The sequence below is a fragment of the Burkholderia sp. BCC1208 genome, assembly GCF_902833095.1.
Lineage (GTDB): Bacteria > Pseudomonadota > Gammaproteobacteria > Burkholderiales > Burkholderiaceae > Burkholderia.
This window is the reverse complement of sequence record NZ_CADFDY010000004.1, coordinates 23,374-49,720: the sequence shown is the minus strand read 5'-3', so window position 1 is coordinate 49,720 and position 26,347 is coordinate 23,374. Positions and strand designations below refer to the sequence as shown.

Here is a 26,347-nt window from a genome sequence, read left to right as displayed (position 1 = left end):
AATTCGTAAGGGTCTGATGAGTGTGTGACGGCAAGTGCAGCGAGGCAGGTATGACGACGGCGATGGTGAAACAGGAACTGGCGGTGGCGTCCTTCAGCACGGTGTACGACCTCGAGCAGGTCGAGACGGCGCTGAGCGACCTGAACGAGAGCGCGAGCGACGCCCTGCGCTCGACCTACGAGAGGATGCTCAAGACGGGGAATCTGCGCTTCTGCGTGAAGCCGAACCGGATGCCGTCGTTCGACGCGCTCGGCGAAGCGTTGCCGAATTTCGGCGAGCCGCTCGATGACGTACGCAAGCAGATCGCGCTGTGTCTCGAAACGGACGACCGGCTCGAACTGATGCCGATCCTGCTGCTCGGGCCGCCCGGGATCGGCAAGACGCATTTCGCGAAGGCGCTCGCGCACCTGCTCGGCACCGCGTACCACTACGTGCCGATGAGTTCGCTGACGGCCGGCTGGATCCTGTCGGGCGCGTCGTCGCAATGGAAGAACGCGAAGCCCGGCAAGGTGTTCGACGCGCTCGTGAACGGCAGCTATGCGAACCCGGTGATCGCGGTCGACGAGATCGACAAGGCCGGCAGCGATGCGCAATACGATCCGCTCGGTGCGCTGTATGCGTTGCTCGAGCACGACACGGCGCGCGCCTTCGTCGACGAATTCGCGGAAGTGCCGATCAACGCGGGCAACGTGATCTGGATCGCGACCGCGAACGATGCGCACGCGATTCCCGAGCCGCTGCTCAACCGGATGAACGTGTACGAGATCGCGCCGCCCGATGCGGCCGGCGCGCGCCGGATCGCGCAGACGATCTACGACGAGATCCGCACGTCGCATGCGTGGGGGCGGCGCTTTCCCGATACGCTCGGCGACGATGCGCTCGACGTGCTGGCCGCGACGCCGCCGCGCACGATGCGCCGCGCGCTGCTGCACGCGTTCGGCGCCGCGCGGCTCGACGGCCGCGACGCGATCGCGCCGGCCGACATCCGCGCCGACGAAGGCGCGGCGAAGCGCCGGCCGATCGGCTTCTGACGCGGCCACGCGCGCACGGCAGCGCGTGCGCGCGTGGCGTTCGTTGCGCGGTGGGCCGTATCGCACGCGACGCGATGCGCATGCGTTCGGCAAGCGGGCGAACCGGGACGTACAATTCTTCTCTCCCCCTTCGACGCGCGAGCAGCGCGAAAAGCCATGGAGCAGACGGATTGTGTCGTGATCGGCGCGGGTGTCGTCGGTCTGGCGATTGCGCGCGAGCTCGCCGCGCGCGGGCGTGAAACGATCGTGCTCGAGGCGGCCGACGCGATCGGCACGGGCACGAGTTCGCGCAACAGCGAGGTGATTCACGCGGGGCTCTACTATCCGCGCGGGTCGCTGAAGGCGGTGTCGTGCGTGCGCGGGCGCGACCTGCTGTACGAATTCTGCGACACGCATCACGTGCCGCACCGGCGCACGGGCAAGCTGCTCGTCGCGACGAGCGCCGCGCAGGTGAAGCAGTTGAAGGCGATCGCCGCGCGCGCGGCCGAAAACGGCGTGCTCGACCTGCTGCCGCTCACGCGTGCGGAAGCGCAGACGCTCGAGCCCGCGCTCGAATGCGTGGAGGCGCTGTTCTCGCCGTCGACGGGCATCGTCGACAGCCACCAGTTGATGCTCGCGCTGCTCGGCGATGCGGAACGCGACGGCGCCGTGTGCGCGCTGCAATCCCCGGTCGAAGCGATCGACGTACTGCGCGGCGGGCGCTTCATCGTGCGCACCGGCGGCGCCGCGCCGGCCGAGATCGACGCCACCTGCGTGATCAACAGCGCGGGCCTCGGTGCGCAGGCGCTCGCGCGCCGCACGCGCGGCCTCGATCCACGCTGGGTGCCGCCGCTCTATCTCGCGCGCGGCAATTATTTCAGCCTGTCGCGCCGTGCGCCCTTCTCGCACCTGATCTATCCGATGCCCGATCGAGCGGGGCTCGGCGTACACCTGACGCTCGATCTCGGCGGGCAGGCGCGCTTCGGCCCGGACGTCGAATGGTGCAATTCGCTACGCTACGAAGTCGATCCGGCGCGCGCGGCCGCGTTCTACGCGTCGATCCGCGCATTCTGGCCGGGCCTGCCCGACGATGCGCTGCAGCCGGCGTACGCGGGCATCCGGCCGAAGGTCGCGGGGCCCGGCGAGCCGCCGGCCGACTTCATCGTGCAGGGCGCCGCGCAGCACGGCGTGCGCGGGCTCGTGAACCTGTTCGGCATCGAGTCGCCGGGGCTCACCGCCGCACTTGCGCTCGCGCAGCGCGTCGGCGACATGGTGTCGCGCGCGTGACGCACGGGCCGGCGCCGTGCGGGCCGGCCGAAACCCGTGTGAAATCCCTTATCTCCGGCATTTCGGCGCGCACATTTGTCCGCTTGGGCGTTATTCTGTCGAACGCCGTCGCGAGAACGGCTTTCAAACCGATAACGTTGGAGCGAGTCCCCCATGAAAACATCCCGTCGGAGTTTCCTGATCACGAGCATTGGTGCCGTGTCCGCGCTGGCGCTGTCGCGCGAAGCGCTGGCCGATGCGCCGATGCTGTCGGAAACCGATCCGACCGCGGCGGCACTCGGCTACAAGGCCGATGCCACAAAGGTCGACAAGACGAAGTATCCGAAATACGCAGCGGGCCAGGATTGTGCGGCCTGCATGCTGTACCAGGGCAAGAAGGGCTCGGCTTCGGGCCCGTGCGGCGCGTTCCCCGGCAAGCAGGTGTCGGCGAAGGGCTGGTGCAGCGCTTTCTCGAAGATGGGTTGAGGCCCGTGCGGCGTCGTGCGATGCCGCATTGTGGCGAAAACCGCAACACGCTCGCTGTCGTTCGATGGCGGGCGTTTTTTATTGCTTGAAAACGGTTCCGTCGCTTTCTACACTCGCTGCACACCAGCGCGCCGCGGCACCCCGCGCGCCGAACTGCCCGACACGGCGAATCCACGAGGACGAGGCACGCATGGCGACGATTGCGAATTCAACGAAAACGGCCCGGCCCGAGCGTGCGCTGAACCGGCGCGCGGTGGTGGCCGCCGTGATCGGCAATGCGCTCGAGTGGTACGACTTCACGGTGTTCGGCTTCATGACGGTCGTGATCGCCGAGCTGTTCTTTCCCACCTCCAGCGAATACTCGTCGCTGCTGCTCACCACCGCGACGTTCGGCGTCGCGTTCTTCATGCGCCCGATCGGCGGCATCGTGTTCGGGCTGTACGCGGACCGCGCGGGCCGCAAGGCCGCGCTGTCGCTCGTCATCCTGCTGATGACGGCCGGCATCTTCCTGCTCGCGATCGCGCCGCCCTACGCGGCGATCGGCATCGGCGGCCCGATCCTGATCGTGCTCGGCCGGCTGCTGCAGGGCTTCTCCGCGGGCGGCGAATTCGGCAGCGCGACGGCGCTGCTGATCGAAGCGGCGCCGTTCTCGAAACGCGGCTTCTACGGCAGCTGGCAAATGGCGAGCCAGGCGGGCGCGCTGCTGATCGGCGCGCTGGTCGGCGCGGCCGTCACGCGCGGGCTGTCGCCCGATGCGCTGCGCAGCTGGGGCTGGCGCGTGCCGTTCATCCTCGGGCTCGTGATCGGTCCGATCGGTTTCTACATCCGCCGCAATCTCGACGATTCCGAAGCGTTCCTGCATGCGCAGCAGAGCGCGCGCCGAGCGACCCTCGGCGAAGTGTTCACGCGCCACCCGCGCGAGGTGCTGTGCGGGTTCGGCTCGGTGATCGCACTGACCGTGACGATCTACGCGCTGATCATCTATCTGCCGACCTTCGCGGTGAAGCAGCTGCATCTGCCGTACGCCGAATCGTTCTACGCGGGAATCGTCGGCAATCTGCTGCTCGTGGTGCTGTCGCCGGTCGCGGGCGCGTGGTCGGACCGCATCGGCCGCAAGGGGCTGTCGTTGTGGTCGCTCGTGCTGACGCTCGCGCTGATGTATCCGCTGTTCGCGTGGCTCGACGCGGCGCCGAGCATCGGGCGGCTGATCGCGGTACAGGCCGTGCTGTCGGTGACGCTCGCGGGCTACTACGGGCCGTTCGGCGCGATGATCGCCGAGCTGTTCCCGGCCAACGTGCGCTCGACCGGGCTGTCGATCGCGTACAACGTCGCGGTGATGCTGTTCGGCGGCTTCGGCCAGTTCATCGTCACGTGGCTGATCAAGGTCACGGGCACGCCGCTCGCGCCGACCTATTACGTGATGGCGGGGCTCGCGTTGTCGATCGTCGCGGTCGCGTTCGTGCCCGCGCGCAGCGCCGATCTCGACGCGCCGGCGTGAGCGCATGACGGCTCGAATGCCGTCATCGCATCGTTTCGCGAAATGCAACGATGGCCGGCCAACGATGAAAATCGCATGCCGAACCTTCGTGTTCGCGTCTGAATTGTTTAGTCGTCGAACGAAACATGCGCGAGATGAGCGGAACGGACGCTCGCGCGCGTCTTCGCATCTTTCATTCGCGGCAGACATCGGCAAAAACCCGTGCGCACGCGTCTAGAAGAGTTTTTTCTCCAGCTTGTTGCAAAATCGCTAGCTCAAGTAATATCCGCGTACGCCGGCTCCCTGGCGGGGCCGGTTCCGATCTGGAGACCTGGAGGAAACATGGAATACAACCGTCTGTTGCACACCCTGCGTGTTACCGCCATTGCAGGCGTGGCAGCGGCATCGCTCGGCGTCGCGGGCTCTGCATTCGCACAGATCCCGAACAAAACGCTCGTCTACTGCTCAGAAGGCAGCCCGGCGGGTTTCGATTCCGCGCAATTTACGACCGGCGTCGATTTCACCGCCGCCACGTTCACCGTCTACAACCGCCTCGTCGAATTCGAGCGCGGCGGCACGAAGGTCGAACCCGGCCTCGCCGAGAAGTGGGACGTGTCGTCCGACGGCAAGGTGTACACGTTCCACCTGCGCCACGGCGTGAAGTTCCACACGACCGACTTCTTCAAGCCGACGCGCGAGTTCAATGCGGACGACGTCGTGTTCTCGTTCGAGCGCATGCTCGATCCGAACAACGCGTTTCGCAAGGCGTACCCGGTGTCGTTCCCGTACTTCACCGACATGGGTCTCGACAAGCTGATCACGAAGATCGAGAAGGTCGATCCGTACACCGTGAAGTTCACGCTGGCCGAGCCGAACGCGCCGTTCATCCAGAACATGGCGATGGAATTCGCGTCGATCCTGTCGGCCGAATACGGCGACCAGCTGATGAAGGCCGGCAAGGCCGCCGACATCAACCAGAAGCCGATCGGCACGGGCCCGTTCATCTTCCGCAGCTACACGAAGGACGCGACGATCCGCTTCGACGGCAATCCTGATTACTGGAAGAAGGGTGCGGTGAAGCTGTCGAAGCTGATCTTCTCGATCACGCCGGATCCGGGCGTGCGCGTGCAGAAGATCAAGCGCAACGAATGCCAGGTGATGAGCTATCCGCGCCCGGCCGACATCGCGACGCTGAAGGCCGATTCGAACGTCGACATGCCGTCGCAGGCCGGCTTCAACCTCGGCTATCTCGCGTACAACGTCGAGCACAAGCCGGTCGACAAGCTCGAAGTGCGTCAGGCGCTCGACATGGCGATCAACAAGAAGGCGATCCTCGAGTCCGTCTACCAGGGCGCCGGCCAGGCCGCGACCGCGCCGATGCCGCCGACCCAATGGTCGTACGACAAGAACCTGAAGATGGCTGCCTACGACACCGCGAAGGCGAAGGCGCTGCTCGCGAAGGCAGGCTTCCCGAACGGTTTCGAGATCACGCTGTGGGCGATGCCCGTGCAGCGCGCGTACAACCCGAACGCCCGCCTGATGGCCGAGATGATCCAGGCCGACTGGGCGAAGATCGGCGTGAAGGCGAAGATCGTCACGTACGAGTGGGGCGAGTACATCAAGCGCGCGCACGCGGGCGAGCAGGACACGATGCTGATCGGCTGGACGGGCGACAACGGCGATCCGGACAACTGGCTCGGCACGCTGCTCGGCTGCGACGCGATCAAGGGCAACAACTTCTCGCACTGGTGCTACAAGCCGTTCGACGAGCTGGTCCAGAAGGGCCGCACGACGACGGGCCAGGACGCGCGCACGAAGCTCTACACGCAGGCGCAGCAGATCTTCGCGCAACAGCTGCCGTTCTCGCCGATCGCGAACTCGACGGTCTATCAACCGGTGCGCAAGAACGTGGTCGACATGCGTATCGAACCGCTCGGCTATGCCCGCTTCGACGGGGTTAGCGTGAAGTAACACGCCTGTCGTAAGCTGTCGCGAAGACCGGCTAACTCATCCGGCGGCGGGAGGCCAAAAGCTTCCCGTCGCCGGTCGCACATTTCCCACAAGAAAATACGAGACGCATCATGTTCACATTCGTGTTGCGCCGCGTGGGGATGGTGATCCCGACCTTCATCGGCATCACCATCCTGGCGTTTGCGCTGATTCACCTGATACCGGGCGACCCCATCGAAGTGATGATGGGCGAGCGCGGCGTCGATCCCGCGATGCACGCGGAGGCGATGAAACGCCTCGGGCTCGACGAGCCGCTGCCGCTGCAGTATCTCCACTACATCGGCCGGGCGCTGCACGGCGACCTCGGCACGTCGATCATCACCAACACGAGCGTCGCGGGCGAATTCTTCGCGCGCTTCCCGGCGACCGTCGAGCTGTCGCTGTGCGCGCTCGTGTTCGCGCTCGCGGTCGGGCTGCCGGCCGGCGTGATCGCCGCGCTGCGGCGCGGCTCGGTCGTCGATCACGGCGTGATGGGCACCGCGCTCACCGGCTACTCGATGCCGATCTTCTGGTGGGGGCTGATCCTCATCATGGTGTTCTCGTCGTACCTCGGCTGGACGCCCGTGTCGGGGCGCATCGCGGTCGAATACGACTTCCCGCATCCGACCGGCTTCATGCTGATCGACGCGCTGCTCGCGCCCGACGAAGGCTCGTTCAAGTCGGCGGTGAGCCACCTGATCCTGCCCGCGATCGTGCTCGGCACGATCCCGCTCGCGGTGATCGCGCGGATGACGCGCTCGTCGATGCTCGAGGTGCTGCGCGAGGACTACATCCGCACCGCCCGCGCGAAAGGGCTGTCGCCCGTGCGCGTGGTCGTCGTGCATGCGCTGCGCAATGCGCTGATCCCGGTCGTCACCGTGATCGGCCTGCAGATCGGCACGCTGCTTGCTGGCGCCGTGCTGACCGAGACGCTCTTTTCGTGGCCCGGCGTCGGCAAGTGGCTGATCGATGCGATCGGCCGCCGCGACTATCCGGTCGTCCAGGGCGGCATCCTGCTGATCGCGACGCTCGTGATCGTCGTGAACCTGGTCGTCGACCTGCTGTACGGCGTGCTGAATCCGCGCATCCGCCACACGAGGTAATCCCATGAGCAATCTGCAAAATACCCTGCCGAGCGAATCCGCGCCGGCCGGCGGCCGTGCGCTCGCGCTGCGCGAGTTCTGGGCCAACTTCTCGCGCAACCGCGGCGCCGTCGGCGCGGGCATCGTCGTGATCGTGCTGATCGTCGTCGCGCTGCTCGCGCCGCTGATCGCGCCGCACAGCCCGGTCGAGCAATACCGCGACTACGTGAAGATTCCGCCCGCGTGGCTCGCCGGCGGCAACTGGCAATTCGTCCTCGGCACCGACGAAGCGGGCCGCGACATTCTTTCGCGGCTGATGTTCGGCGCGCGGATGTCGTTCTGGATCGGCTTCGTGTCGGTCGTGCTCGCGCTGATTCCCGGCATCGTGCTCGGGCTCGTCGCCGCGTTCTTCCAGAAGTGGGCCGACACGCCGGTGATGCGCATCATGGACGTGCTGCTCGCGCTGCCGTCGCTGCTGCTCGCGGTCGCGGTCGTCGCGATCATCGGCCCCGGCCTCACCAACACGATGTTCGCGATCGCGATCGTCGCGCTGCCGGCCTACGTGCGCCTCACGCGCGCGTCGGCGCTCGGCGAGCTGCAGAAGGAATACGTGACCGCGTCGCGCGTGGCCGGCGCCGGCACGCTGCGCCTGATGTTCTCGCAGGTGCTGCCGAACTGCACGGCGCCGCTGATCGTGCAGGCGACGCTCGGCTTCTCGTCGGCGATCCTCGACGCGGCCGCGCTCGGCTTCCTCGGCCTCGGCGTGCAACCGCCGACCGCCGAGTGGGGCGCGATGCTCGCGTCCGCGCGCGACTACATCGACAACGCATGGTGGATCGTGACGATGCCCGGCCTGTCGATCCTGATTTCGGTGCTCGCGATCAACCTGCTCGGCGACGGGCTGCGCGACGCGCTCGATCCCAAACTGAAGCGGATGGCGTGATATGAAACGACCCCCACACTCTCTTCGTTCGTTGCCCCCCAAGGGGGCGGTCATCCTCCTTGGAGCGGCCCGGCGGAGGATGACATGAGCCAAGATCTACTGACTATCCGCAATCTCGCGGTGAACTTCAACGGCCTGCCCGCGGTCGACCGGATCCATCTGTCGGTCGCGCCGGGCGAGGTCGTGGGCGTCGTCGGCGAATCGGGCTCGGGCAAGAGCGTGACGATGATGGCGCTGATGGGCCTGATCGACGCGCCCGGCAAGGTGACGGCCGACGAGGTGACGTTCAACGGCGTCGATCTGCTGAAGGCGTCGCCGAAGGCGCGCCGCAAGATCGTCGGCAAGGACATCGCGATGGTGTTCCAGGACGCGCTGACGAGCCTGAACCCGAGCTACACGGTCGGCTACCAGATCAAGGAGGTGCTGAAGCTGCACGAAGGCCTGCGCGGCGACGCGCTGCACCGGCGCGCGCTCGAACTGCTCGACCAGGTCGGCATTCCCGATGCGAAGAACCGCATCGCGTCGTTCCCGCACCAGATGTCGGGCGGGATGAACCAGCGCGTGATGATCGCGATGGCGGTGGCGTGCAACCCGAAGCTCCTGATCGCCGACGAGCCGACCACCGCGCTCGACGTGACGATCCAGGCGCAGATCATGGATCTGCTCGTGAAGCTGCAGAAGGAACGCGGGATGGCGCTCGTGCTGATCTCGCACGATCTGGCCGTGGTGTCCGAGGTCGCGCATCGCGTCGCGGTGATGTACGCGGGCGAGATCATCGAGACCAACCGCGTGCCCGACATCTTCCGCGCGCCGCATCATCCGTACACCGAAGCGCTGCTCGCGGCGATTCCCGAGCACAATCAGGGGGCGCGTCGCCTTGCCGCATTGCCCGGCATGGTGCCGGGCCGCGATGATCGCCCGTCCGGGTGCCTGTTCGCGCCGCGCTGCAAGTACGTCGTCGACGATTGCCGCAAGGCGCGGCCGGCGCTCGACACGCTGGTGTCGGGCAACGATGCGATGCGTGCGCGCTGCATCAAGCCGCTCAATGTTTCCAATCTCGACCTGACGCGAGGCGCACGATGAATGCTGTCAATGAAACGCCTCGCGCATCGCACGACGAGGAAGCTGTGCTGGTGGCCGATGGCCTCGCGAAACACTATTCGGTGAAGCGCGGGATGTTCGGCCAGGGCACGGTCAAGGCGCTGAACGGCGTGTCGTTCTCGCTGAAGCGCGGCAAGACGCTCGCCGTCGTCGGCGAATCGGGCTGCGGGAAGTCGACGCTCGCGCGCCAGCTCACGATGATCGAGACGCCCACGGCGGGCAGCCTGACGATCGACGGCAAGAACGTGGCCGGCGCGAGCCGCGACACGGTCGCCGACCTGCGCCGCCGCGTGCAGATGGTGTTCCAGAACCCGTTCGCGTCGCTGAACCCGCGCAAGACCGTCGAGCAGACGCTCTCCGAGCCGCTCGAGATCAACGCGAACCTGACGGCCGCCGAGCGCGCCGCGCGCATCGCGCAGATCATGCGCACGGTCGGCCTGCGGCCCGAGCACGCGAAGCGCTATCCGCACATGTTCTCGGGCGGCCAGCGCCAGCGGGTCGCGATCGCGCGCGCGATGATCCTCGATCCGCGTATCGTCGTCGCCGACGAGCCGGTGTCCGCGCTCGACGTGTCGATCCAGGCGCAGATCCTGAACCTGTTCATGGATCTGCAGGAGCAGTTCAAGACGAGCTACGTGTTCATCTCGCACAACCTGTCGGTGGTCGAGCACGTCGCGGACGACGTGATGGTGATGTACTTCGGCAGCGTCGCCGAGCTCGGCGACAAGGCGACGATCTACGCACGGCCGCGCCATCCGTACACGCGGGCGCTGATGTCGGCGACGCCGGCGATCTTCGAGGAAGACCGCCGCGTGCAGATCAAGCTGCAGGGCGAGCTGCCGTCGCCGCTCAATCCGCCGTCGGGCTGCGCGTTCCACCAGCGCTGCCCGTACGCGGTCGAGCGGTGCCGCGTCGAGGAGCCGCAATTGCGCGAAGTGGACGGCCGGCGCGTGGCCTGCCATCGCGCCGAGGAGGTCGGGGAGGCGAATGCCTGAAGCGTTGGCGGCGCGCGTGTCCGGTGTGCGCCGTGCGGGAACAGGCGGCGCGCGCGCGATGCGCGCGTACCGCTACGCGCGGCGCTGGAGCGTGCGTACCGTCACGGGCGCGGCGCTGGCCGGCGCGTGCGTGGCGGCCAGCGTCGTGGTGCCCGTCGAACCGGCGCGCGCCGAAGGGCGTGCGCCGGCGACTTCGCCGATTCATCCGGCGCAGGTTCCGCCGCCGGGCATGAGCCTGCCGGGCTTCCATGCGCCGTCCGTGTCGGACGGCACGGTGTCGAGCGGCGCCGTGCGCGTGCAGCCGGCGCGCATGCCGTTCTACGTCGCGACCAAGGGCAAGGTCACGCTCTACGTGCTCGGCACGCTGCATACGGGCGACCCGTCCGATTATCCGAGCATGCAGCCGTTCCGGCCGCGGATCCTCGCGGCGCTCGCCGCGTCGCCGACGCTCGCGCTCGAGCTGTCGCCCGACGATCTGCTCGAATCGCAGGACGACGTGTCGAAGTACGGCGTGTGCCGCTACCCGTGCCTGCAGCGCCTGCTGCCCGAGCCGCTGTGGCAGCGGCTCGCGGCGCGCCTGCGCGGCAACCCGGCCGCGCTCGCCGAGATCCGCAAGATGCGGCCGTGGCTCGCGGCGCTCGTCGTCGAGACCTACGATTCGCTGTCGGCGGGCCTGCAGACCGAATACGGCACCGAGGCGCAACTGCAGAACGTGTTCCTGAAGAAGAAGGGCGGCCGCGTGATCGGGCTCGAGACGCTCGCCGAACAGATGCGCGCGTTCACCGGGCTGACGCTCGCCGAGCAGCGCGAGATGCTCGCGCAGGACATGGTGCAGACGCCCGCGCAGAACGCCGACGACATCAAGGCGCTGCACCGACTGTGGCGAATTGGCGACGCCGATGCGATCTCCGCATGGGCCGTCGCGAAGAGCGAGCGGCTCGCGCGTTCGAAGGCGTTGTCGGCGTCGCTCGACAACAAGATCGTGTACGAGCGCAACCGGCGCTTCGTTGCACGGATGACGGCAATCGCGGCGCCGAACCGGCCGCTGTTCGTCGCGATCGGCGCGCTGCATCTGGGCGGCCCGCGCGGCGTGCTCGAATTGTTGCGCCAGCAAGGATACCGGGTCGACGCGAACTGATCGCGCGCGGCTCCGATGCACCGATCTCCCCCTGTTTGATCGACGCCGTGCGCACGCGGCGAGGCGCCTGCATGGCGGCGGCAATCGATAAGGAAAACCCTTGAATCGTCGGAAAATAGCGTTTAAAACGATTGACATCCCGTTCGGCCAATATCTATTCTTCACTCCACAAGTTGAAAAAATGAAAAGAATAGATAAGTTCTACGGGGTAGCAGAAATAAAGCGCGGGGTGAGCGTCGCCGGCACGTGAAGCGCGTGCCGGCCGCGGAGAGTCTGCATGCACGGCGGGGCCAATCATCGTCGAACAACACATGCATGCAGGCCGACTTGCACATAAGCGACGTTCCGTCGTCTGACCGGGGAAGGCAGTGATCGGGCGGCGGCGGACGTTTTTTAATCCGGAATATTTTTCCGGTCACCGTCGAAAGACGGTTTCGGGGGGTGAATCGACAGACGGCGAAGCCGCAGCGATTGCGCCAACGGAAAAGCGCCACGAGGGCGCTTTTTTCTTTGGTGCGACGAAAACGTGCAACGCGCGGGCGACGCACCGAATGCTTCGTTACGCGCCTTCGTCCGCCTGCAATGCCCCCGGCGCCACCACATCGACACCCGCGGCCTCGAGCGCCGCGCGGATCCGCTTCGCGAACGCCAGCGCGTGCGGCCCGTCGCCATGCAGGCAGACGGTCTGCGCATTGAGCGGCACCCATTCGCCGCTCAGCGCGCGCACCTGCCGGTTGCGCACCATGTCGAGCGTGCGCGCGAGCACCGCGTCTTCATCGTCGATCAGCGCGCCGGGCAGGCTGCGCGGCACGAGCGAGCCGTCCGCGCGGTAGCCGCGATCGGCGAACACTTCCTCCACCGCCGAGAGCCCCGCATGCCGCGCTGCCGCGACGAACACGCTGTTCGCGAGCCCGAACACCGCGAGTGACGGATCGAAGTCGTGGATCGCGGACACCACCGCGTCGGCGATCATCGGATCGCGCGCGGCCTGGTTGTACAGCGCGCCGTGCGGTTTCACGTGCGCGATGCGGCCGCCCTCGGCCTGCGCGATCGCCGACAGCGCGCCGAGCTGGTACAGCACGCCCGCATAGATGTCGCCGGCCGGCAGCTGCATTTCCTTGCGGCCGAAATTCTCCGGATCGTGAAAACTCGGATGCGCGCCGATCGACACGCCTTTCTGCACGGCCCAGCGCACGCAGTCGCGCATCGCATTCGCGCCGCCTGCATGCCATCCGCATGCGATGTTCGCCGACGTGACGAGGTCGAGCAGCGCCTCGTCCGATCCGCATCCTTCGCCGAGATCGGCATTCAGATCGATTTCCATGATGTTCCTCGTCCACTGATTGCGTGGCGCGTCCTCCGTGCTGCTTCCATCATTGTCACGCCGCGCGCGATTGGGCACGGCGGCGCGCTTCCTCGCGCATCTCGATCGCGACGTCGATCTGCCGCAGGTACGCCCGTTCCGCGACGAGGGCGGCGCGCGCGGCGTCGAGGGTCGTGCGTACGAAGCGGATCGGCAGGTTGAGCCGCGCCTGCGCGAGCTTCCACAGGTCGGCGCGGATCACCGTGCCGATCTTCGGGTAGCCGCCGGTGGTCTGCGCGTCGTGCATCAGCACGATCGGCTGGCCATTCGGCGGCACCTGGATCGTGCCGGGCAACACCGCGTGCGACAACAGCTCGACCGGCCGCTCGCGCACGAGCTCGGCGCCGGCGAGCCGATAGCCCATCCGGTTGCTGTTCGCGGTGACGAGCCATTCCTCGTCCCACAACGCCTGCTGCGAATCGGCCGCGAACGACGCGTAGTCGGGGCCCGGCAGCACGCGCACGGGCATCGCCCACGGCGCATGCGCGGGGCGGTGACGGCGCGGCGGTTCGTCGACGCGCACGAACGCGCACCAGGCCGGCGCCTTCACGCCGAATTCGGGCGCATCGGCCGCGAGGCAGCTCGCGCCGGCCGGCGGCACGCCGACCGGGAGGCGGTCGCCGTCGCGCAGCGTGCGGCCGCCGAGGCCGCCGAAGCGCGACGCGAGATCGGTGCTGCGCGAGCCGAGCATCGGCAGCACGTCGATGCCGCCCGCGATGCACAGGTAGCCGCGCATCCCGCGTTTCGCGGCCGGCAGCACGAGCGTCTGCCCGGCGTCGACCGGCAGGCTCCACCACGAATGCACGCGCCGGCCGTCGAGCGTCGCGCCGAACTCGGTACCGGTGATCGCGATGCGCGTGGCGCGCGTGAAGCGGAACGTGGCGGGGCCGATCGTGATTTCGACGGCCGCCGCGTCGGGGCGGTTGCCGACGAGCCGGTTGCCGACTTCGAGCGCGAGGCCGTCGAGCGCGCCGCCCTGCGCGACGCCGAGATGGCGCGTGCCGCGGCGCCCGAGATCCTGCACGGTCGACAGCGGGCCGGCCCGCACGACCTCGATGGTGCCCGGTGCGTTGCTCTGGGTCATCGTGCGTCGACTCCCGCAATGGTGAAGCGTACGCGGTCGCCGGGCAGCAGCAGCGTCGGCTGCGGCCGCGCCGGGTCGAACAGCAGCTGCGACGTGCGACCGATCAGTTGCCAGCCGCCGGGCGACGTGGCCGGGTAGATGCCCGTCTGCGCGCCGCCGATGCCGACCGAGCCGGCCGGCACCTCGAGGCGCGGCGCCGCGCGGCGCGGCGTGTGCAGTGACGCGTCGAGGCCGCCGAGATACGCGAAGCCCGGCTGAAATCCGACGAAGAACACGACGTAGGCGCCGGCCGCGTGGCGCGCGACGACCTCGTCGGCCGACAGCCCCGTGTGGGCGGCGACGGCCGCCAGGTCGGGGCCGGCGGCACCGCCGTACTCGACCGGGATCTCGACCTCGCGGCCGTCCGCGTGCTCGACGTCGGCCGTCTCCCACGCGTCGCGCAGCGCGGGCGTGAGCGAGTCGGCCGTCGCGGCGAGCGAGTCGAACACGATGGTCAGGTTGTTCATGCCGGGGACGACGTCGATCACGTCGGGCCACGCGCGCGCGGCCGCGGCCACGGCCCAGACGCGGCGCTGACAATCGAGCGTGGCGGGCGGCGGCGCCTCGCAGACGAGGGCGGCATCGCCGAGCGGATAAATGCGGGGTTGCGTCATCGGACTGGCACGGTTCGGACGGCAATGTTAGCGCACATTGTCGATAAAATATCGACAACTTCTCAATAAGCGTTTTCGCCTAGCTCGTATGTCGGGGCTTCTGGCGTACACTCGGGCACATCCTGTCATCCGGCTTGCGCCGCCTTTCCATGAAGCGTCCTGCGACCAAGATCGTGTCATCCGAACACCTCGTTTCCGATTCGAGCGCGGAGCTGTCGGAGCTCGAATACGGGCTCATCATGGCCGGCAACGCGTTCAACCGCTGGATGGTGCGCTGCATGTCGGCGGCGGGCGCGAAGGACATGACGGCGGTCGAGGTCTCGCTGCTGCATCACGTCAGCCATCGCGAACGCAAGAAGAAGCTCGCCGACATCTGCTTCGTGCTCAATATCGAGGATACGCACGTCGCGACCTATGCGCTGAAAAAACTGATCGCCCGTGGCTATGTGAAGAGCGAGAAGAGCGGCAAGGAAGTGTTCTTCTTCGCGACCGACGCGGGCCGCGACCTGTGCCTGAAGTACCGCGAGGTGCGCGAGCACTGCCTGATCGAGACGCTGAAGGACAGCGGCCTCACCAACGAGCAGATCGGCGACGCGGCGCAGTTGCTGCGCCACGCATCGGGCCTCTACGACACGGCCGCGCGCGCGGCGGCATCGCTGTAAACGACGGCGGAAACGGTCGGGCGCGGCGACGCGCTCGCGGGCCGGCGGCGCCGATCGCGGCGCCGCGCGCGGCATCATCCGGCGGCCGGGTAAAGCGCACCGTCGGTGACGATCCAGCGCAGTGCGAGGTCGTGCGCTTCGGCCGGCAGCGCATCGACGCGGCACGCTTCGTATGCGATGCCGACCGTCACGGGCAGCGCGTCGCCCGGCCACGCGGCGAGCGTGCGGTCGTAGTAGCCGCCGCCGTAGCCGAGCCGGTAGCGCTGCGGATCGAATCCCACGCAGGGAATCAGCAAAAGATCGGGCACGACGACGATTCCCGACGCCGGTTCGGGAATCCGGTGATGACCTTCGCGCATCGGCGTGTGCGCGTCCCACGCATGGAACGCGAGCGGCGTGTGACGCTCGCCGATCACCGGCAACGCGGCGCACCGGCCGGCACCCGCCGCGCACCACGCGAGCACCGCGTCGCGCGCATCGAATTCGCCGGGCAGCGGCCAGTAGAACCCGACCGTGCGCGGCGCCAGGCGCTCGAGCAGCGTGCGCAGCCGCGCGTCGAGCGCGGCGTTCGCGGCGGGCTGCGACGCGGCGTCGCGACGGGCGCCGGACAGCATTTTGCGCAGCGCAACCTTCGGGTTCGGCACAGGGTTGCGTGCTATGCTTTCGCTCACTTCGTGCTCCATTCAAAACGATGTCGAACAGCCTTTTCCGAGTATATCGCGCGGTCGCGCTCGCACTTTCCGCCGCCGCGCTCGTCGCGGGCACGGCCGCGTGCGCCGCACCGAACGACGACACGCTCCCCGGGGATGACCAGATCTTCGTGCAGCTTCGCGAAGCCGCACGCCGCAACGACGCCGCGAAGGCCGCGCAGCTCGCGTCGATGATCCCGAACTATCCGGTTCCGTCCTACGTCGAGTATTTCCAGATCAAGCCGCAGTTGTTCGATTCGACGGGCCGCGCGCGCGTCGATGCGCCGGACGCGCCCGTGCAGTCGTTCCTGCAGCGCTACGATGGCCAGGCGATCGCCGATCGCCTGCGCAACGACTACCTGCTCGTACTCGGCGCGCGCCACGACTGGCGCAATTTCGACGACCAGTACAAGCGCTTCGTGCTCGACGACGACACGCAGGTCAAGTGCTATGCGCTCGAATCGCGCGCGGCGCGCAACGAGAACGTCGCCGAGGCGGCGCGCGCGCTGCTGGTCGAGCCGAAGAACTACGGCGATGCGTGCGTCGACCTGATCACCGCGCTCGCCGTCAACCAGCAGTTCACGAGCGACGACGTGTGGCAGCAGGCGCGCCTCGCGTACGAGCAGAACTACACGACGCTCGGCGGCAAGATCGTCGATGCGCTCGGCCCGCGCCCGGCCGGTTTCGACCAGGCGACGAGCGCGCCGCCGCTGTACCTCGCGCGCGGCGTCGGCCCCGATGCCGCGTCGCATCAGCTCGCGCTGATCGCGCTCAGCCGGATGGCGCGCAACGATCCGGACGCCGCCGCCGGGATGCTGACGACGGTCGCGCCTTCGCTCACCAAGCAGGAACAGGCGATCGCGTGGGGCGCGATCGGCTACCAGGGTGCGATCAAGCGCTCGCCGATGGCATCGGTCTGGTACGCGAAATCGGCGAACGCGCCGCTGTCGAACGCGGGCTATGAGTGGCGCACGCGCGCCGCGCTGCTCGCCGGCAACTGGCCGATGGTGCGCTGGTCGATCGATCAGATGCCGCCGTCGCTGCGTAACGATCCGGCGTGGATCTACTGGCATGCGCGCGCGCTCAAGCAGAGCGGCGACACGCTGCAGGCGAACCAGGAATTCGAGCAGGTCGCCGGCCAGTTCAACTTCTACGGGCAGTTGGCCGGCGAGGAGCTCGGCCAGCGCACGACGATCCCGCCGCGCACGAAGGTGAGCGACGCCGAGATCGATGCGATGGGCAAGATCCCGGGCTTCGCGCTCGCGCAGCGTTTTTACGCGCTGAATCTGCGCCTCGAAGGCAATCGCGAATGGAACTGGCCGCTGCGCGGGATGACCGATCGCCAGCTGCTCGCGGCCGCCGAATACGGCAAGCGCGTCGAGCTGCTCGACCGCACGGTCAACACGGCCGACCGCACGAAGGCCGAGCACGACTTCACGCTGCGCTACCCGTCGCCGTACCGCACCACCGTCGAGCGCTATGCGCAGTCGACGGGCCTCGACATCGAGTGGGCGTACGGGCTGATCCGCCAGGAATCGCGCTTCATCATCAGCGCGCGTTCGTCGGTCGGCGCGGGCGGCCTGATGCAACTGATGCCGGCGACGGCGCAGATGGTCGCGAAGAAGCTCGGCATGGGGTCGATCTCGCGTGCGCAGATGCACGACATCGACACCAACATCCAGCTCGGTACCTGGTATCTGGCGGACATCTACAACAACTTCGACAGCTCGCCGGTGCTCGCCACCGCCGGTTACAACGCGGGCCCGGGCCGGCCGCGCCAGTGGCGCCAGGTGTTGACGCAGCCGGTCGAAGGCGCGATCTTCGCGGAGACGATTCCGTTCAACGAGACGCGCGACTACGTGAAGAACGTGCTGTCGAACACCGTCTACTACGCGGCGCTCTTCGAGGGCAAACCGCAGTCGTTGAAGAAACGTCTAGGCATGATCTCGCCCTGATATACGAACTGCCGCGCGAGACGCGGCAGTGTTTAAGGGGCTGTTCACGCTAATAACGGGCCAGCCCCATTCATGATTTTTCCAAGTCAGGGGAACGAGCCTGGCCGGCCGCATCGCGGCGTCGCGCGTCGCTTGTTTGGCTCGGCCAAACGGCGCTCCTTGCTTCTTGCACTGCAACCGGCCAGGCTCGTTCGCAAGCCCGTTATTAGCGTGAACAGCCCCTCGGAGGCTCCGAACATGGATCGCCAGACCGTCGCGCTGCTGGGCGGCACCGGCTTCATCGGCACCCGGCTCGTCAATGCGCTGATCGACGCGGGCAAGCAGGTGCGGATCGGCACGCGCCGGCGCGACCACGCGCGCCACCTGCAGATGCTGCCGGTCGACATCGTCGAACTCGACGCGCTCGATACGCGCACGCTCGCGCGCTTCGTCGCCGGCGCGCAGGCGGCGATCAACCTGATCGGCGTGCTGCACGGCGGCCGCGGCACGCCGTACGGGCCGGGCTTCGCGCGCGCGCACGTCGCGCTGCCGGCCGCGCTGGCCGCCGCGTGCGTGGAGGCCGGCGTGCGGCGCGTACTGCACATGAGCGCGCTCGGCGCCGATTCGCACGGCGCGAGCATGTACCAGCGCTCGAAGGGTGACGGCGAAGCCGCGCTGCATGCGGTCGCGGCCACCGATTCGCTCGCGCTGACGATCTTCCGTCCGTCGGTCGTGTTCGGCCCGGGCGATGCATTCCTCAACACGTTCGCGAACCTGCAGCGCACGGTGCCCGTGCTCCCGCTCGCGATGCCCGATGCGCGCTTCCAGCCGGTGTTCGTCGGCGATGTCGTGCGCGCGTTCGTCAACACGCTCGATCTCGCGGCCGCGCACGGCAAGACCTACGAAATCGGCGGCCCGACCGTCTACACGCTCGAGCAACTGGTGCGCTATTGCGGCACGCTGGTCGGCCGGCAGGCACGCATCGTGCGGCTGCCCGACGCGCTTGCGCGGCTGCAGGCGAGCGTGTTCGAATGCCTGCCCGGCGAGCCGATGCTCACGCGCGACAATCTCGCGACGATGTCGGTGCCCAACGTGCTGTCGGGGCCGCTCGCGCCGGAACTCGGGATCTCGCCCGCGAGTCTCGAAAGCATTGCGCCCGCGTATCTCGGCGAAGCGACCGGGCGCTCGCGGTTCGACTGGTTCCGCTCGCGTCGCTAGCGCCCGCGTGGGGCGCCGCGGGTCGGCCCTTTTCTTTTCCTTTTTCGCGTTTTCCGGAACCCCGTCATGAAACTCGTCATTGGAGACAAGAACTACTCGTCGTGGTCGATGCGCCCGTGGGTGCTGCTCACGCATTTCGGCATCCCGTTCGACGAGATCGCGATCGAACTGCGCCGCGACGACACGGCCGCGCGCATCCTCGCGTATTCGCCGTCCGGCAAGGTGCCATGCCTGGTCGACGATCACGGCTTGGCGATCTGGGATTCGCTCGCGATCGCCGAGACGCTCGCCGAGCGCTATCCGCACTTGCCGATGTGGCCGGCCGACCCGCTCGCGCGTGCGCATGCGCGCTGCGTATCCGCCGAGATGCATTCGGGCTTCGCGGCGCTGCGCACGCAGATGGGCATGAACATCCGTCAGTCGATGCCGGGGCGCGGCGCGACGCCCGATGCGCTCGCCGATGTCGCGCGCATCGACGCGCTGTGGAGCGAATGCATCGAGGCATCGGGCGGGCCGTTCCTGTTCGGCGAATTCGGGATCGCCGATGCGATGTATGCGCCCGTCGTGATGCGCTTCAACACGTATGCGCCGGCGCTGTCGTCGGAGGCGGCCGGCTATGCGGCGCGCGTGACGGCGCTGCCGGCGGTGCAGCGGTGGATCGATGCCGCGCGCCGTGAAACCAACGTGATCGCCGAATACGAACCTCAGCCATGAACATCTACGCAGTAGGCGGAGCGATCCGCGACGAATTGCTCGGCGTGCCGGTGCAGGACCGCGATTACGTGGTGGTCGGCGCGACGCCCGAGCAGATGACCGCGCAGGGCTTCCGGCCGGTCGGCAAGGATTTCCCGGTGTTCCTGCATCCGCAGACGCAGGAGGAATACGCGCTGGCGCGTACCGAGCGCAAGACGGCGGCCGGCTATCACGGCTTCCAGTTCCATTACGCGCCGGACGTGACGCTCGACGAGGATCTCGCGCGGCGCGACCTGACGATCAACGCGATGGCGCGCGAGGTGAGCCCGGAGGGCGCGCTGGTCGGTCCGGTGATCGATCCGTTCGACGGGCAGGCCGACCTGCGCGCGCGTGTGTTCCGGCACGTGAGCGACGCGTTCGTCGAGGATCCGGTGCGGATCCTGCGCATCGCGCGCTTCGCCGCGCGGTTCGCGGATTTCACGGTCGCCGACGAAACGCTCGCGCTGATGCGGCGGATGGTCGACGCGGGCGAGGTCGACGCGCTCGTGCCCGAACGCGTGTGGCAGGAAATCGCGCGCGGGCTGATGGAGGCGAAGCCGTCGCGGATGTTCGCGGTGCTGCGCGAATGCGGCGCGCTCGCGCGCATCCTGCCCGAGGTGAACGCGTTGTGGGGCGTGCCGCAGCGCGCCGACTACCACCCGGAAGTCGATACCGGCGTGCACGTGATGATGGTCGTCGACTACGCGGCGAAGCAGGGCTATTCGCTGGCGGTGCGCTTCGCGGCGCTCACGCACGATCTCGGCAAGGGGACGACGCCCGCGGACGTGCTGCCGCGCCACGTCGGCCACGAAAGCCGCAGCGTCGAGCTGCTCAAGCCGTTGTGCGAACGGCTGCGCGTGCCGAACGAATGCCGCGATCTCGCGCTGGTGGTCGCGCGCGAGCATGGCAACCTGCATCGCGTGATGGAGATGGGCGCGGCCGCGCTGGTGCGGCTCTTCGAGCGCAGCGACGCGCTGCGCAAGCCGGCGCGCTTCGCCGAATTGCTGCAGGCGTGCGAATCGGATGCGCGCGGCCGGCTCGGGCTCGATGCGCAGCCGTATCCGCAGGCCGAGCGGCTGCGCGTCGCGCTCGTGGCGGCGCGCAGCGTCGATGCCGGCGCGATCGCGCGCGGCATCGGCACCGACACGGAGAAGATCAAGGACGCCGTGCATCGCGCGCGGATCCAGGCCGTCGCGCAGGCGCTCGCGATCGGCGAGTAGGCGCGGAATGGCGCGCACGGCGTGCGCGCCCGCCAACCGTCACGGTTTCTTCGTGCGCTTCGACGTGGCGGCCGCCGGGCGTTTGCCGGCGGCGGCGCGCGGCTTCGCCGACACCTTCTTTTCGGCCGCGCCAAGCGTGGACGGCCGCGCCGCGGCGGCGTCGCGGTCATCCCGTTCGGGCGCCGGCGCGCGGCGGCTCGCGCGCGGCTCGCCGGGCTTCGACTGCCCGATTGCCGTCGTCGTCGACACGAATTCCGCACAACTGTCGTCGAACAGCGGCAGCGTGCTGACTGCGATCAGCTCGGCCGGCCCGTCGCCGACGTTGGCCACGCGATGCCGCTTGCGCGCGTCGAAGTGCAGCGAGTCGCCGGGCGTCAGCGGGTAATCCTTCTTGCCGACCGTGTAGCAGATGCGGCCGGTCAGCACGTACACGAATTCGTCGCCGCCGTGCGCGACCCATTCCGACCGGTAGCCTTCCATCATCTGCACCTTGAGCGCGTTGATCTGGCTGCCGTCGAACGTGGTGGACAGCCGCTCGTACCACTGCGACGCGGCGTCGAGCGCATACGGCTTGCGGCTGCCCTCGTGCGAATCGGGCTGCGCCTGGCGCGGCTGGTCGATCAGCGCGCCGAGCGGCACGCCCAGCGCCTTCGCGACGTTGACGAGCGACGACAGCGAGATGCCCGTCAGATGGCGTTCGACCTGCGACAGGAATCCGACCGACAGCTTCGCCTCGGTCGCGACTTCCAGCAGCGTCTTCTTCGCTTCCCGGCGCAGGCGGCGAATGCGCTGGCCGATACGCATGAGGTCTGAATCCATGAATCTCTTTCGTGGCAACGAGCCGGGGCGCGGGCGCAGCGGCGGTGCGGTCGCCGGGGCGGCGAGGCCGGCGCATTGTACCGCGCGGTGTCGCCGCGCGAATTGGCGCTGTGCCGGGATCCGCAGGCAGCACGCCGATTTTAGTCCTACGAAAATTTTGGCTTGACCTCAATTTCCCCGTGCTCTAGATTCTGTCGCGCATCAAACAAAGTTAAGTGAGACGAAAATTCCCCCCGAGGGCTGCCGCCGGAACGGCGTCGCGCCATGCGCGACCGGCGCCGCGGCGACCTGTCGTGTCAGGCAGGCACGACGCCGCGACACGCCGCCGGCCGCCGCCGACAATGAATAACGGGCATCCGATGATCGATCGACTGAAATACAGCTTCTCCGGCCTTCCCCCGTACGACGCGTCCGTCGCCGACACGCAGGCGGCCCTGTCGCGCCTGCTCGATGCCGCGCGACTCGACGCGGTGCTGATCACGTCGCAGGACGAATACGTGACCGAGTATCTGCCGCGCAGCAACAACCCGCGCTATGCGGTGTCCGGCTTCGACGGCTCGGCCGGCTGCGGGATCTTCCTGAGCGCGGCGACCGCGCAGGCGCTCGGCGTGCCGCCGTTCGTGCTGTTCGTCGACGGCCGCTATCACTTCCAGGCCGACGAGCAGTGCGATCCGGCGCGGGTGCGCATCGAGAAGCTCGGCATGAACGTGACGATCTGGCAGGCGATGGCCGAGTGGCTGGTCGCGCACGCGAGCCGGCTCGCGCGGGTCGGCTACGACGCGCGGCGGATCAGCGTTGCCCAGCGCGACCGGCTGTTCGAGCAGACGCAGGCCGCGTCGCTCGACTGGTCGAGCCTCGCCGACCGCGAGATCGACCGCGCGATCGCGCTGCCGGGCTGGAACGTCGAGCGACCGATCTTCGAGATCCCGGCCGCGATGACCGGCCTGAGCGTCGCGCAAAACCTCGACGCGCTGAACCGCCGGCTCGCCGCGCATACCGGCGCGGCCGACGGCAGGACGGCGTTCTTCACCTGCGCATCGGACGATCTCGCATATCTGCTGAACAGCCGCGGCTATCACATCCCGAACGCGTCGTCGCACCTCGGCTTCCTGTTCGCGATCGGCGGCCAGGTGGCGCTGTTTTTACCGGAAGGCTGCGACGGCTGCGAGGTCGCGCTCGATTCGTATCCGGCGCTGCACGTGATCCGCCGCGACGTCGCGGCGCTCGAGCGCTTTCTCGCGCCGTTCGCGGTCGAGCACGTGTGCTACGGCTTCGAATCGGTGAACTGCGCGCTCGTCGACACGGTGAAGCGCGTGTGGCCGCACGCGCGGCATGCCGATTTCAACCCGGTCGAGGCGATGCGGGCGAGCAAGACGCCGGCGGTGCTCGAGCGCTTTCGCGACGCGTTCGCGCGCAGCTCCGCGGCCATCGCCGAGACGATGCGCTGGGCGAAGACCGGCGAGCCGGGCGTGCGCCACACCGAGTACGACCTCGCACGCACGATCAACGACGCGTACGGCGCGCGCTCGGCGCTCGCGCTGTCGTTTCCGTCGATCGCGGCGAACGGCGCGAACAGCGCCTTCGCGCATTACACGGCGGCGAGCGCCGAGGTCGAACTGACCGAAGGCGAACTCGTGCTGCTCGACAGCGGCGCGTACTACGAAGCCGGCTTCGCGACGGACTGCACGCGCGTCGTGCTGCGCCGCACGCGGGCGGACACGGTCGCGCAGCCGTGGCAGCGCGAGATTTACACGGTCGCGCTGAAGGCCTGCATCAAGGGGCTCGTCACGCGCTTTCCGGCCACCGCGAAAGGCGGCGACGTCGATGCGCTGGTGCGGCAGGTGTGTCGCGATCACGGCTACGATTTCGGCCACGGCACGGGGCACGGCGTCGGGATTCACGTACACGAGGGCGGCGTGCGGTTCGCGCCGGGCGCGCGGTACGGGCTGGTGCCGAATGCGGTGATTTCGGTCGAGCCGGGCATCTACCTGCCGGGCAAGGGCGGCGTGCGGATCGAGAACATCGTGATCGTGCGGCCGGACGATGTGCAGCCCGACACCGTGACGTTCGAGAACATCGTGACGGTGGGCTACGACTGGGATCTGATCGATCTCGACCTGCTGGACGACGCCGAGCGCGCGTATCTGCGCGACTACGAGCGGCTGTGCGTGGAACGCGGCACGCAGGTCACCGCGTGTCCGCTGTTGTAACGACGGGGAAGGCAGGGGCGCGGCCGCCGGGCGGCCGCGCGGCGCGACGTCAGCGCGTCAGCGCCGAGACGCGTCCGTCCGGGCCGTAGACGCCGGCCGGCGCGGGCGCCGAGCGCAGCACCGCGAGCGCGCGCTCGTTGTAGTCCATCCGGATGCGGATCAGCATCCCGTTGTTCGCGTTGGCCTGGCGCGCGCGTTCGGCGGCCTGTTGCAGCAGTTGCCAGCGGCCCGCGAGGCGCGCATCGCGCTCGGCGGCCTGGTCCATGCCTTTCTTGCCGGCCGGAAAGCCGAGCGCGCAAAGCTGCGTGTCGCGCGTGCGTTCGAGCTGCGCGAGCCGGTCGATCAGTTCGCTCTTCTTCTCGACGATCCCGGGCAGCATCTCGAGCGGCTCGGCCGTCGTCAGCGCCTTTTCCTCGTAGACGAGCAGGGACGCGAACGCTTCGACCGTCGCGTGTTCGTCGTTGACCGTGGCCAGCAGCTCTTCTCTCATCGCGTCATGCTCGTCACGCCGGTGCGCACAGTGCTGTGCGCGCCGGCAAACCGGGTGACCCGGCCACGAGGCCGGGATTAGCTGCCCTGCGGGCGCTGCTGCTGCAGCAGTTCGCGGGCGGTGTTCAATACGCCGTCGGCAATCTTGTTCGCGTCGATTGTCAGCGTGCCGTTGTTCAGCGCGTCCTTGATCGACTGGACCAGGCCCGTGTCGATATCGGCGTCGCCCGACGCGGATACCGAACGCAGCTGGCCCGACAGACCCGACAGGTTCACGGTCGTGTCGCCGCCGGTCGATCCTGCGTCGGCTGCCTGCCCGGACGACTGGGCCGTGCCGGACTGCGCACGGGCCGCGCCGGTGCCGGTCGGCGCGAGGGGGCTCGGTTTCGGAGTGGAATCGATCTTCACGATGGGTTTCCTGTACGGTTTGACCCAGATAACGGCCGGGTCGGCCCGAACTTTAGCATCGCGAGCCCGAATGGCTCCGAATAAACAATTCTTTACATTCTTGCGGCGGATCCGTCCCTACAGCGGAATTTCGACGGTGCCGGCGTCCTTGACGATCGCCGTGACGATCTGCCCGGCCGCCATCCGCACCCGCACCGACTGGCCCGGCGCCGCATTCGCGAGCACGCTGCCCTCGGCCGAGATCGTGAAGCCGGGGCCGGCCGCGACGACCCGCACCGTCTGGCCGGCCGACACCGACGCCGCGCTCTTCAGCATGTCCTGCCGCAGCGGCAGCCCGGCCGAGATGCGCGCGAGCGCGGTCGCGCCGATCGCCTGCGCCGGATCGGTGATCACCGCGAGCGGCAGCACCGTCAGATCGCCGTCGCGCGCGACCAGGTCGGCCGCGGAGAGCGGCTCGCCGGGCGCGATCTGGCGCGCGGCGACGTAATAGGTGGCCTGCACGGCGACCTTCGCCTGCAGGTAGACCGTCCATGGCCGTTCGCCCGCGCAGCGCACGCCGACCGTCGTGCGGCCCCAGAGCCGCGCGCCGGTCGGCAAGAACGGTTCGAGCGTCGTGCACGTGGCGAGCCCGCGCGGAAAGGCGGTCGTGACGGTCGCGGTGGTCTTGCCGGGCAGGCCGGCGATCTGCTGCTGCAGGAACGCGAGCGCCGCGCGCCGGATCGTTTCGGGGTCTTGCTGGCCGGGCGGCGTCGCGGGCTGGGCGGCGGCGGCGGCCGGGGCCGGGTTGGCCGAAGCCGCCGAAGCCGCAGCAGCAGCCGTGCGCGGCGCCGCCGCGACCGACGCGGTGCGGGCCGCCGCCAGCCGGGCGGCCATTGCCTGCTGCGGCGTCGGCCGCGCGGACATCGATGCAGGTTCGGCCGTGCCGGCGACGACCGTCGCGATGGCGGCGGGGTCCGCCGCGCGCGGCGACGCGCCGTAACCGGCGTTCGCGCGGGCGGCTGCGTGGATCGGGGCCGGCGCGGGGACCGGTGCGGTGGCCGGCGGCGGGACGCTCGTCACGACCATCGGGCCGGGTGGTTGCGCCGCGTAGCCGGCGCCGGCCGCCCACTGCGCGCCCGAAGCCGAAGCGACACCCGCATTCCCGCCGAACTGCCCGCCGCTCGCCGCATTGGCGTGGGCGAGCGCGGTTTCGGCCGTCTCGCCGCGCCCGGGAATCACGATCATCCCGTCGTCGGCGTGCACGGTAGGCGCGGCGATCCACAGCGCCGCGGCGAGCGCGAACGCACGCCGGACGTGCATGAGCCGCCCGCTCCTGTCGCGAAGTGCGCCGCCAGTCATCGCCGTGTCCTCGATCCGTTGATCCGCTTCGCATTCTAGGG

At 68.5% G+C, this 26,347-nt stretch carries 24 protein-coding genes; 16 read left to right on the top strand and 8 right to left on the bottom strand.

Annotated elements, in window-relative coordinates; all coding sequences use genetic code 11:
• Positions 1–50: 50 nt before the first annotated feature.
• From HWX09_RS10505 to HWX09_RS10460, 10 genes are all read left to right on the top strand, one after another.
• A complete protein-coding gene (locus HWX09_RS10505; RefSeq protein WP_027785697.1) occupies positions 51–1,031 on the top strand; it encodes an AAA family ATPase in 981 nt (326 codons plus the stop codon).
• Between the two features lie 156 nt (positions 1,032–1,187).
• Entirely contained in the window at positions 1,188–2,297 is a 1,110-nt protein-coding gene (locus HWX09_RS10500; protein WP_027785696.1) for an NAD(P)/FAD-dependent oxidoreductase, read from the top strand.
• A gap of 153 nt (positions 2,298–2,450) precedes the next feature.
• Positions 2,451–2,762, top strand: a complete 312-nt coding sequence (locus HWX09_RS10495; protein ID WP_027785695.1) for a high-potential iron-sulfur protein — start codon at positions 2,451–2,453, stop codon at positions 2,760–2,762.
• A gap of 190 nt (positions 2,763–2,952) precedes the next feature.
• Positions 2,953–4,260, top strand: coding sequence for an MFS transporter (locus HWX09_RS10490; RefSeq protein WP_027785694.1), 1,308 nt, complete (start codon positions 2,953–2,955; stop codon positions 4,258–4,260).
• 321 nt (positions 4,261–4,581) lie between these two features.
• Positions 4,582–6,210, top strand: coding sequence for an ABC transporter substrate-binding protein (locus HWX09_RS10485; RefSeq protein WP_027785693.1), 1,629 nt, complete (start codon positions 4,582–4,584; stop codon positions 6,208–6,210).
• Positions 6,211–6,320: 110 nt separating this feature from the next.
• Positions 6,321–7,331 (top strand): ABC transporter permease subunit, encoded by a 1,011-nt coding sequence (locus tag HWX09_RS10480; RefSeq protein ID WP_027785692.1) that lies wholly within the window; start codon positions 6,321–6,323, stop codon positions 7,329–7,331.
• 4 nt (positions 7,332–7,335) lie between these two features.
• Positions 7,336–8,253 (top strand): ABC transporter permease subunit, encoded by a 918-nt coding sequence (locus HWX09_RS10475; RefSeq protein ID WP_027785691.1) that lies wholly within the window; start codon positions 7,336–7,338, stop codon positions 8,251–8,253.
• An 84-nt stretch (positions 8,254–8,337) separates the two neighbouring features.
• On the top strand, positions 8,338–9,336 hold the full coding sequence (locus HWX09_RS10470) for an ABC transporter ATP-binding protein (RefSeq protein ID WP_027785690.1): 999 nt from the start codon (positions 8,338–8,340) through the stop codon (positions 9,334–9,336).
• Entirely contained in the window at positions 9,333–10,349 is a 1,017-nt protein-coding gene (locus tag HWX09_RS10465; protein ID WP_027785689.1) for a peptide ABC transporter ATP-binding protein, read from the top strand. The genes HWX09_RS10470 and HWX09_RS10465 overlap by 4 nt, the downstream gene beginning before the upstream one ends.
• Complete coding sequence (locus HWX09_RS10460) at positions 10,342–11,487, top strand: TraB/GumN family protein (RefSeq protein ID WP_027785688.1); 1,146 nt, start codon at positions 10,342–10,344, stop codon at positions 11,485–11,487. Before HWX09_RS10465 ends, HWX09_RS10460 begins: the two co-directional genes overlap by 8 nt.
• A gap of 559 nt (positions 11,488–12,046) precedes the next feature.
• On the opposite strand, the gene pxpA is transcribed toward HWX09_RS10460, so the two are convergent.
• The 3 genes from pxpA to pxpB are packed head-to-tail and all read right to left on the bottom strand — an operon-like array spanning position 12,047 to position 14,587.
• The gene (gene pxpA, locus HWX09_RS10455; protein WP_027785687.1) at positions 12,047–12,811 is read right to left on the bottom strand and encodes a 5-oxoprolinase subunit PxpA; all 765 of its coding nucleotides are present in this window, start codon (positions 12,809–12,811) and stop codon (positions 12,047–12,049) included.
• A gap of 55 nt (positions 12,812–12,866) precedes the next feature.
• Complete coding sequence (locus HWX09_RS10450) at positions 12,867–13,934, bottom strand: biotin-dependent carboxyltransferase family protein (protein ID WP_027785686.1); 1,068 nt, start codon at positions 13,932–13,934, stop codon at positions 12,867–12,869.
• Positions 13,931–14,587 carry a 5-oxoprolinase subunit PxpB gene (gene pxpB, locus HWX09_RS10445; RefSeq protein WP_027785685.1) on the bottom strand — a complete coding sequence of 219 codons (657 nt, stop codon included), beginning with the start codon at positions 14,585–14,587 and terminating at the stop codon, positions 13,931–13,933. Before pxpB ends, HWX09_RS10450 begins: the two co-directional genes overlap by 4 nt.
• 149 nt (positions 14,588–14,736) lie before the next feature.
• Here pxpB and HWX09_RS10440 point away from each other — a divergent pair, with 149 nt between their 5' ends.
• A complete protein-coding gene (locus tag HWX09_RS10440) occupies positions 14,737–15,249 on the top strand; it encodes a winged helix DNA-binding protein (protein WP_011546427.1) in 513 nt (170 codons plus the stop codon).
• Between the two features lie 74 nt (positions 15,250–15,323).
• On the opposite strand, the gene HWX09_RS10435 is transcribed toward HWX09_RS10440, so the two are convergent.
• Positions 15,324–15,932 carry a 5-formyltetrahydrofolate cyclo-ligase gene (locus tag HWX09_RS10435; protein ID WP_051421410.1) on the bottom strand — a complete coding sequence of 203 codons (609 nt, stop codon included), beginning with the start codon at positions 15,930–15,932 and terminating at the stop codon, positions 15,324–15,326.
• 8 nt (positions 15,933–15,940) lie between these two features.
• On the opposite strand from HWX09_RS10435, the gene HWX09_RS10430 reads away from it, so the two are divergent.
• From HWX09_RS10430 to HWX09_RS10415, 4 genes are all read left to right on the top strand, one after another.
• Positions 15,941–17,893 carry a lytic transglycosylase domain-containing protein gene (locus HWX09_RS10430; protein ID WP_027785683.1) on the top strand — a complete coding sequence of 651 codons (1,953 nt, stop codon included), beginning with the start codon at positions 15,941–15,943 and terminating at the stop codon, positions 17,891–17,893.
• A 237-nt stretch (positions 17,894–18,130) separates the two neighbouring features.
• Positions 18,131–19,090 (top strand): complex I NDUFA9 subunit family protein, encoded by a 960-nt coding sequence (locus HWX09_RS10425; RefSeq protein ID WP_027785682.1) that lies wholly within the window; start codon positions 18,131–18,133, stop codon positions 19,088–19,090.
• Between the two features lie 66 nt (positions 19,091–19,156).
• Positions 19,157–19,804 (top strand): glutathione S-transferase family protein, encoded by a 648-nt coding sequence (locus tag HWX09_RS10420; protein ID WP_027785681.1) that lies wholly within the window; start codon positions 19,157–19,159, stop codon positions 19,802–19,804.
• Complete coding sequence (locus tag HWX09_RS10415) at positions 19,801–21,042, top strand: multifunctional CCA addition/repair protein (protein ID WP_027785680.1); 1,242 nt, start codon at positions 19,801–19,803, stop codon at positions 21,040–21,042. The genes HWX09_RS10420 and HWX09_RS10415 overlap by 4 nt, the downstream gene beginning before the upstream one ends.
• 39 nt (positions 21,043–21,081) lie before the next feature.
• On the opposite strand, the gene HWX09_RS10410 is transcribed toward HWX09_RS10415, so the two are convergent.
• Positions 21,082–21,861: an XRE family transcriptional regulator gene (locus tag HWX09_RS10410; protein ID WP_027785679.1), complete on the bottom strand. Its 780-nt coding sequence runs from the start codon at positions 21,859–21,861 to the stop codon at positions 21,082–21,084.
• 359 nt (positions 21,862–22,220) lie between these two features.
• Between HWX09_RS10410 and HWX09_RS10405 the strand changes: the two genes are divergently transcribed.
• Positions 22,221–24,071, top strand: a complete 1,851-nt coding sequence (locus HWX09_RS10405; RefSeq protein WP_027785678.1) for a M24 family metallopeptidase — start codon at positions 22,221–22,223, stop codon at positions 24,069–24,071.
• A gap of 49 nt (positions 24,072–24,120) precedes the next feature.
• Here HWX09_RS10405 and HWX09_RS10400 read toward each other — a convergent pair whose 3' ends face one another.
• The 3 genes from HWX09_RS10400 to flgA form a co-directional block, all read right to left on the bottom strand.
• Complete coding sequence (locus HWX09_RS10400; RefSeq protein WP_027785677.1) at positions 24,121–24,561, bottom strand: flagellar protein FlgN; 441 nt, start codon at positions 24,559–24,561, stop codon at positions 24,121–24,123.
• 77 nt (positions 24,562–24,638) lie between these two features.
• Positions 24,639–24,968: a flagellar biosynthesis anti-sigma factor FlgM gene (gene flgM / locus HWX09_RS10395; RefSeq protein ID WP_027785676.1), complete on the bottom strand. Its 330-nt coding sequence runs from the start codon at positions 24,966–24,968 to the stop codon at positions 24,639–24,641.
• Between the two features lie 117 nt (positions 24,969–25,085).
• Positions 25,086–26,306, bottom strand: coding sequence for a flagellar basal body P-ring formation chaperone FlgA (gene flgA / locus HWX09_RS10390; protein WP_027785675.1), 1,221 nt, complete (start codon positions 26,304–26,306; stop codon positions 25,086–25,088).
• Positions 26,307–26,347 lie beyond the last annotated feature (41 nt).

Excerpts from the sequence above, each read along its gene's own strand:
- HWX09_RS10505 (WP_027785697.1), top strand. The coding sequence starts at position 51 with ATGACGACGGCGATGGTGAAACAGGAACTGGCGGTGGCGTCCTTCAGC.
- HWX09_RS10500 (WP_027785696.1), top strand. The coding sequence starts at position 1,188 with ATGGAGCAGACGGATTGTGTCGTGATCGGCGCGGGTGTCGTCGGTCTG.
- HWX09_RS10495 (WP_027785695.1), top strand. The coding sequence starts at position 2,451 with ATGAAAACATCCCGTCGGAGTTTCCTGATCACGAGCATTGGTGCCGTG.
- HWX09_RS10490 (WP_027785694.1), top strand. The coding sequence starts at position 2,953 with ATGGCGACGATTGCGAATTCAACGAAAACGGCCCGGCCCGAGCGTGCG.
- HWX09_RS10485 (WP_027785693.1), top strand. The coding sequence starts at position 4,582 with ATGGAATACAACCGTCTGTTGCACACCCTGCGTGTTACCGCCATTGCA.
- HWX09_RS10480 (WP_027785692.1), top strand. The coding sequence starts at position 6,321 with ATGTTCACATTCGTGTTGCGCCGCGTGGGGATGGTGATCCCGACCTTC.
- HWX09_RS10475 (WP_027785691.1), top strand. The coding sequence starts at position 7,336 with ATGAGCAATCTGCAAAATACCCTGCCGAGCGAATCCGCGCCGGCCGGC.
- HWX09_RS10470 (WP_027785690.1), top strand. The coding sequence starts at position 8,338 with ATGAGCCAAGATCTACTGACTATCCGCAATCTCGCGGTGAACTTCAAC.
- HWX09_RS10465 (WP_027785689.1), top strand. The coding sequence starts at position 9,333 with ATGAATGCTGTCAATGAAACGCCTCGCGCATCGCACGACGAGGAAGCT.
- HWX09_RS10460 (WP_027785688.1), top strand. The coding sequence starts at position 10,342 with ATGCCTGAAGCGTTGGCGGCGCGCGTGTCCGGTGTGCGCCGTGCGGGA.
- pxpA (WP_027785687.1), bottom strand. The coding sequence starts at position 12,811 with ATGGAAATCGATCTGAATGCCGATCTCGGCGAAGGATGCGGATCGGAC.
- HWX09_RS10450 (WP_027785686.1), bottom strand. The coding sequence starts at position 13,934 with ATGACCCAGAGCAACGCACCGGGCACCATCGAGGTCGTGCGGGCCGGC.
- pxpB (WP_027785685.1), bottom strand. The coding sequence starts at position 14,587 with ATGACGCAACCCCGCATTTATCCGCTCGGCGATGCCGCCCTCGTCTGC.
- HWX09_RS10440 (WP_011546427.1), top strand. The coding sequence starts at position 14,737 with ATGAAGCGTCCTGCGACCAAGATCGTGTCATCCGAACACCTCGTTTCC.
- HWX09_RS10435 (WP_051421410.1), bottom strand. The coding sequence starts at position 15,932 with ATGGAGCACGAAGTGAGCGAAAGCATAGCACGCAACCCTGTGCCGAAC.
- HWX09_RS10430 (WP_027785683.1), top strand. The coding sequence starts at position 15,941 with ATGTCGAACAGCCTTTTCCGAGTATATCGCGCGGTCGCGCTCGCACTT.
- HWX09_RS10425 (WP_027785682.1), top strand. The coding sequence starts at position 18,131 with ATGGATCGCCAGACCGTCGCGCTGCTGGGCGGCACCGGCTTCATCGGC.
- HWX09_RS10420 (WP_027785681.1), top strand. The coding sequence starts at position 19,157 with ATGAAACTCGTCATTGGAGACAAGAACTACTCGTCGTGGTCGATGCGC.
- HWX09_RS10415 (WP_027785680.1), top strand. The coding sequence starts at position 19,801 with ATGAACATCTACGCAGTAGGCGGAGCGATCCGCGACGAATTGCTCGGC.
- HWX09_RS10410 (WP_027785679.1), bottom strand. The coding sequence starts at position 21,861 with ATGGATTCAGACCTCATGCGTATCGGCCAGCGCATTCGCCGCCTGCGC.
- HWX09_RS10405 (WP_027785678.1), top strand. The coding sequence starts at position 22,221 with ATGATCGATCGACTGAAATACAGCTTCTCCGGCCTTCCCCCGTACGAC.
- HWX09_RS10400 (WP_027785677.1), bottom strand. The coding sequence starts at position 24,561 with ATGAGAGAAGAGCTGCTGGCCACGGTCAACGACGAACACGCGACGGTC.
- flgA (WP_027785675.1), bottom strand. The coding sequence starts at position 26,306 with ATGACTGGCGGCGCACTTCGCGACAGGAGCGGGCGGCTCATGCACGTC.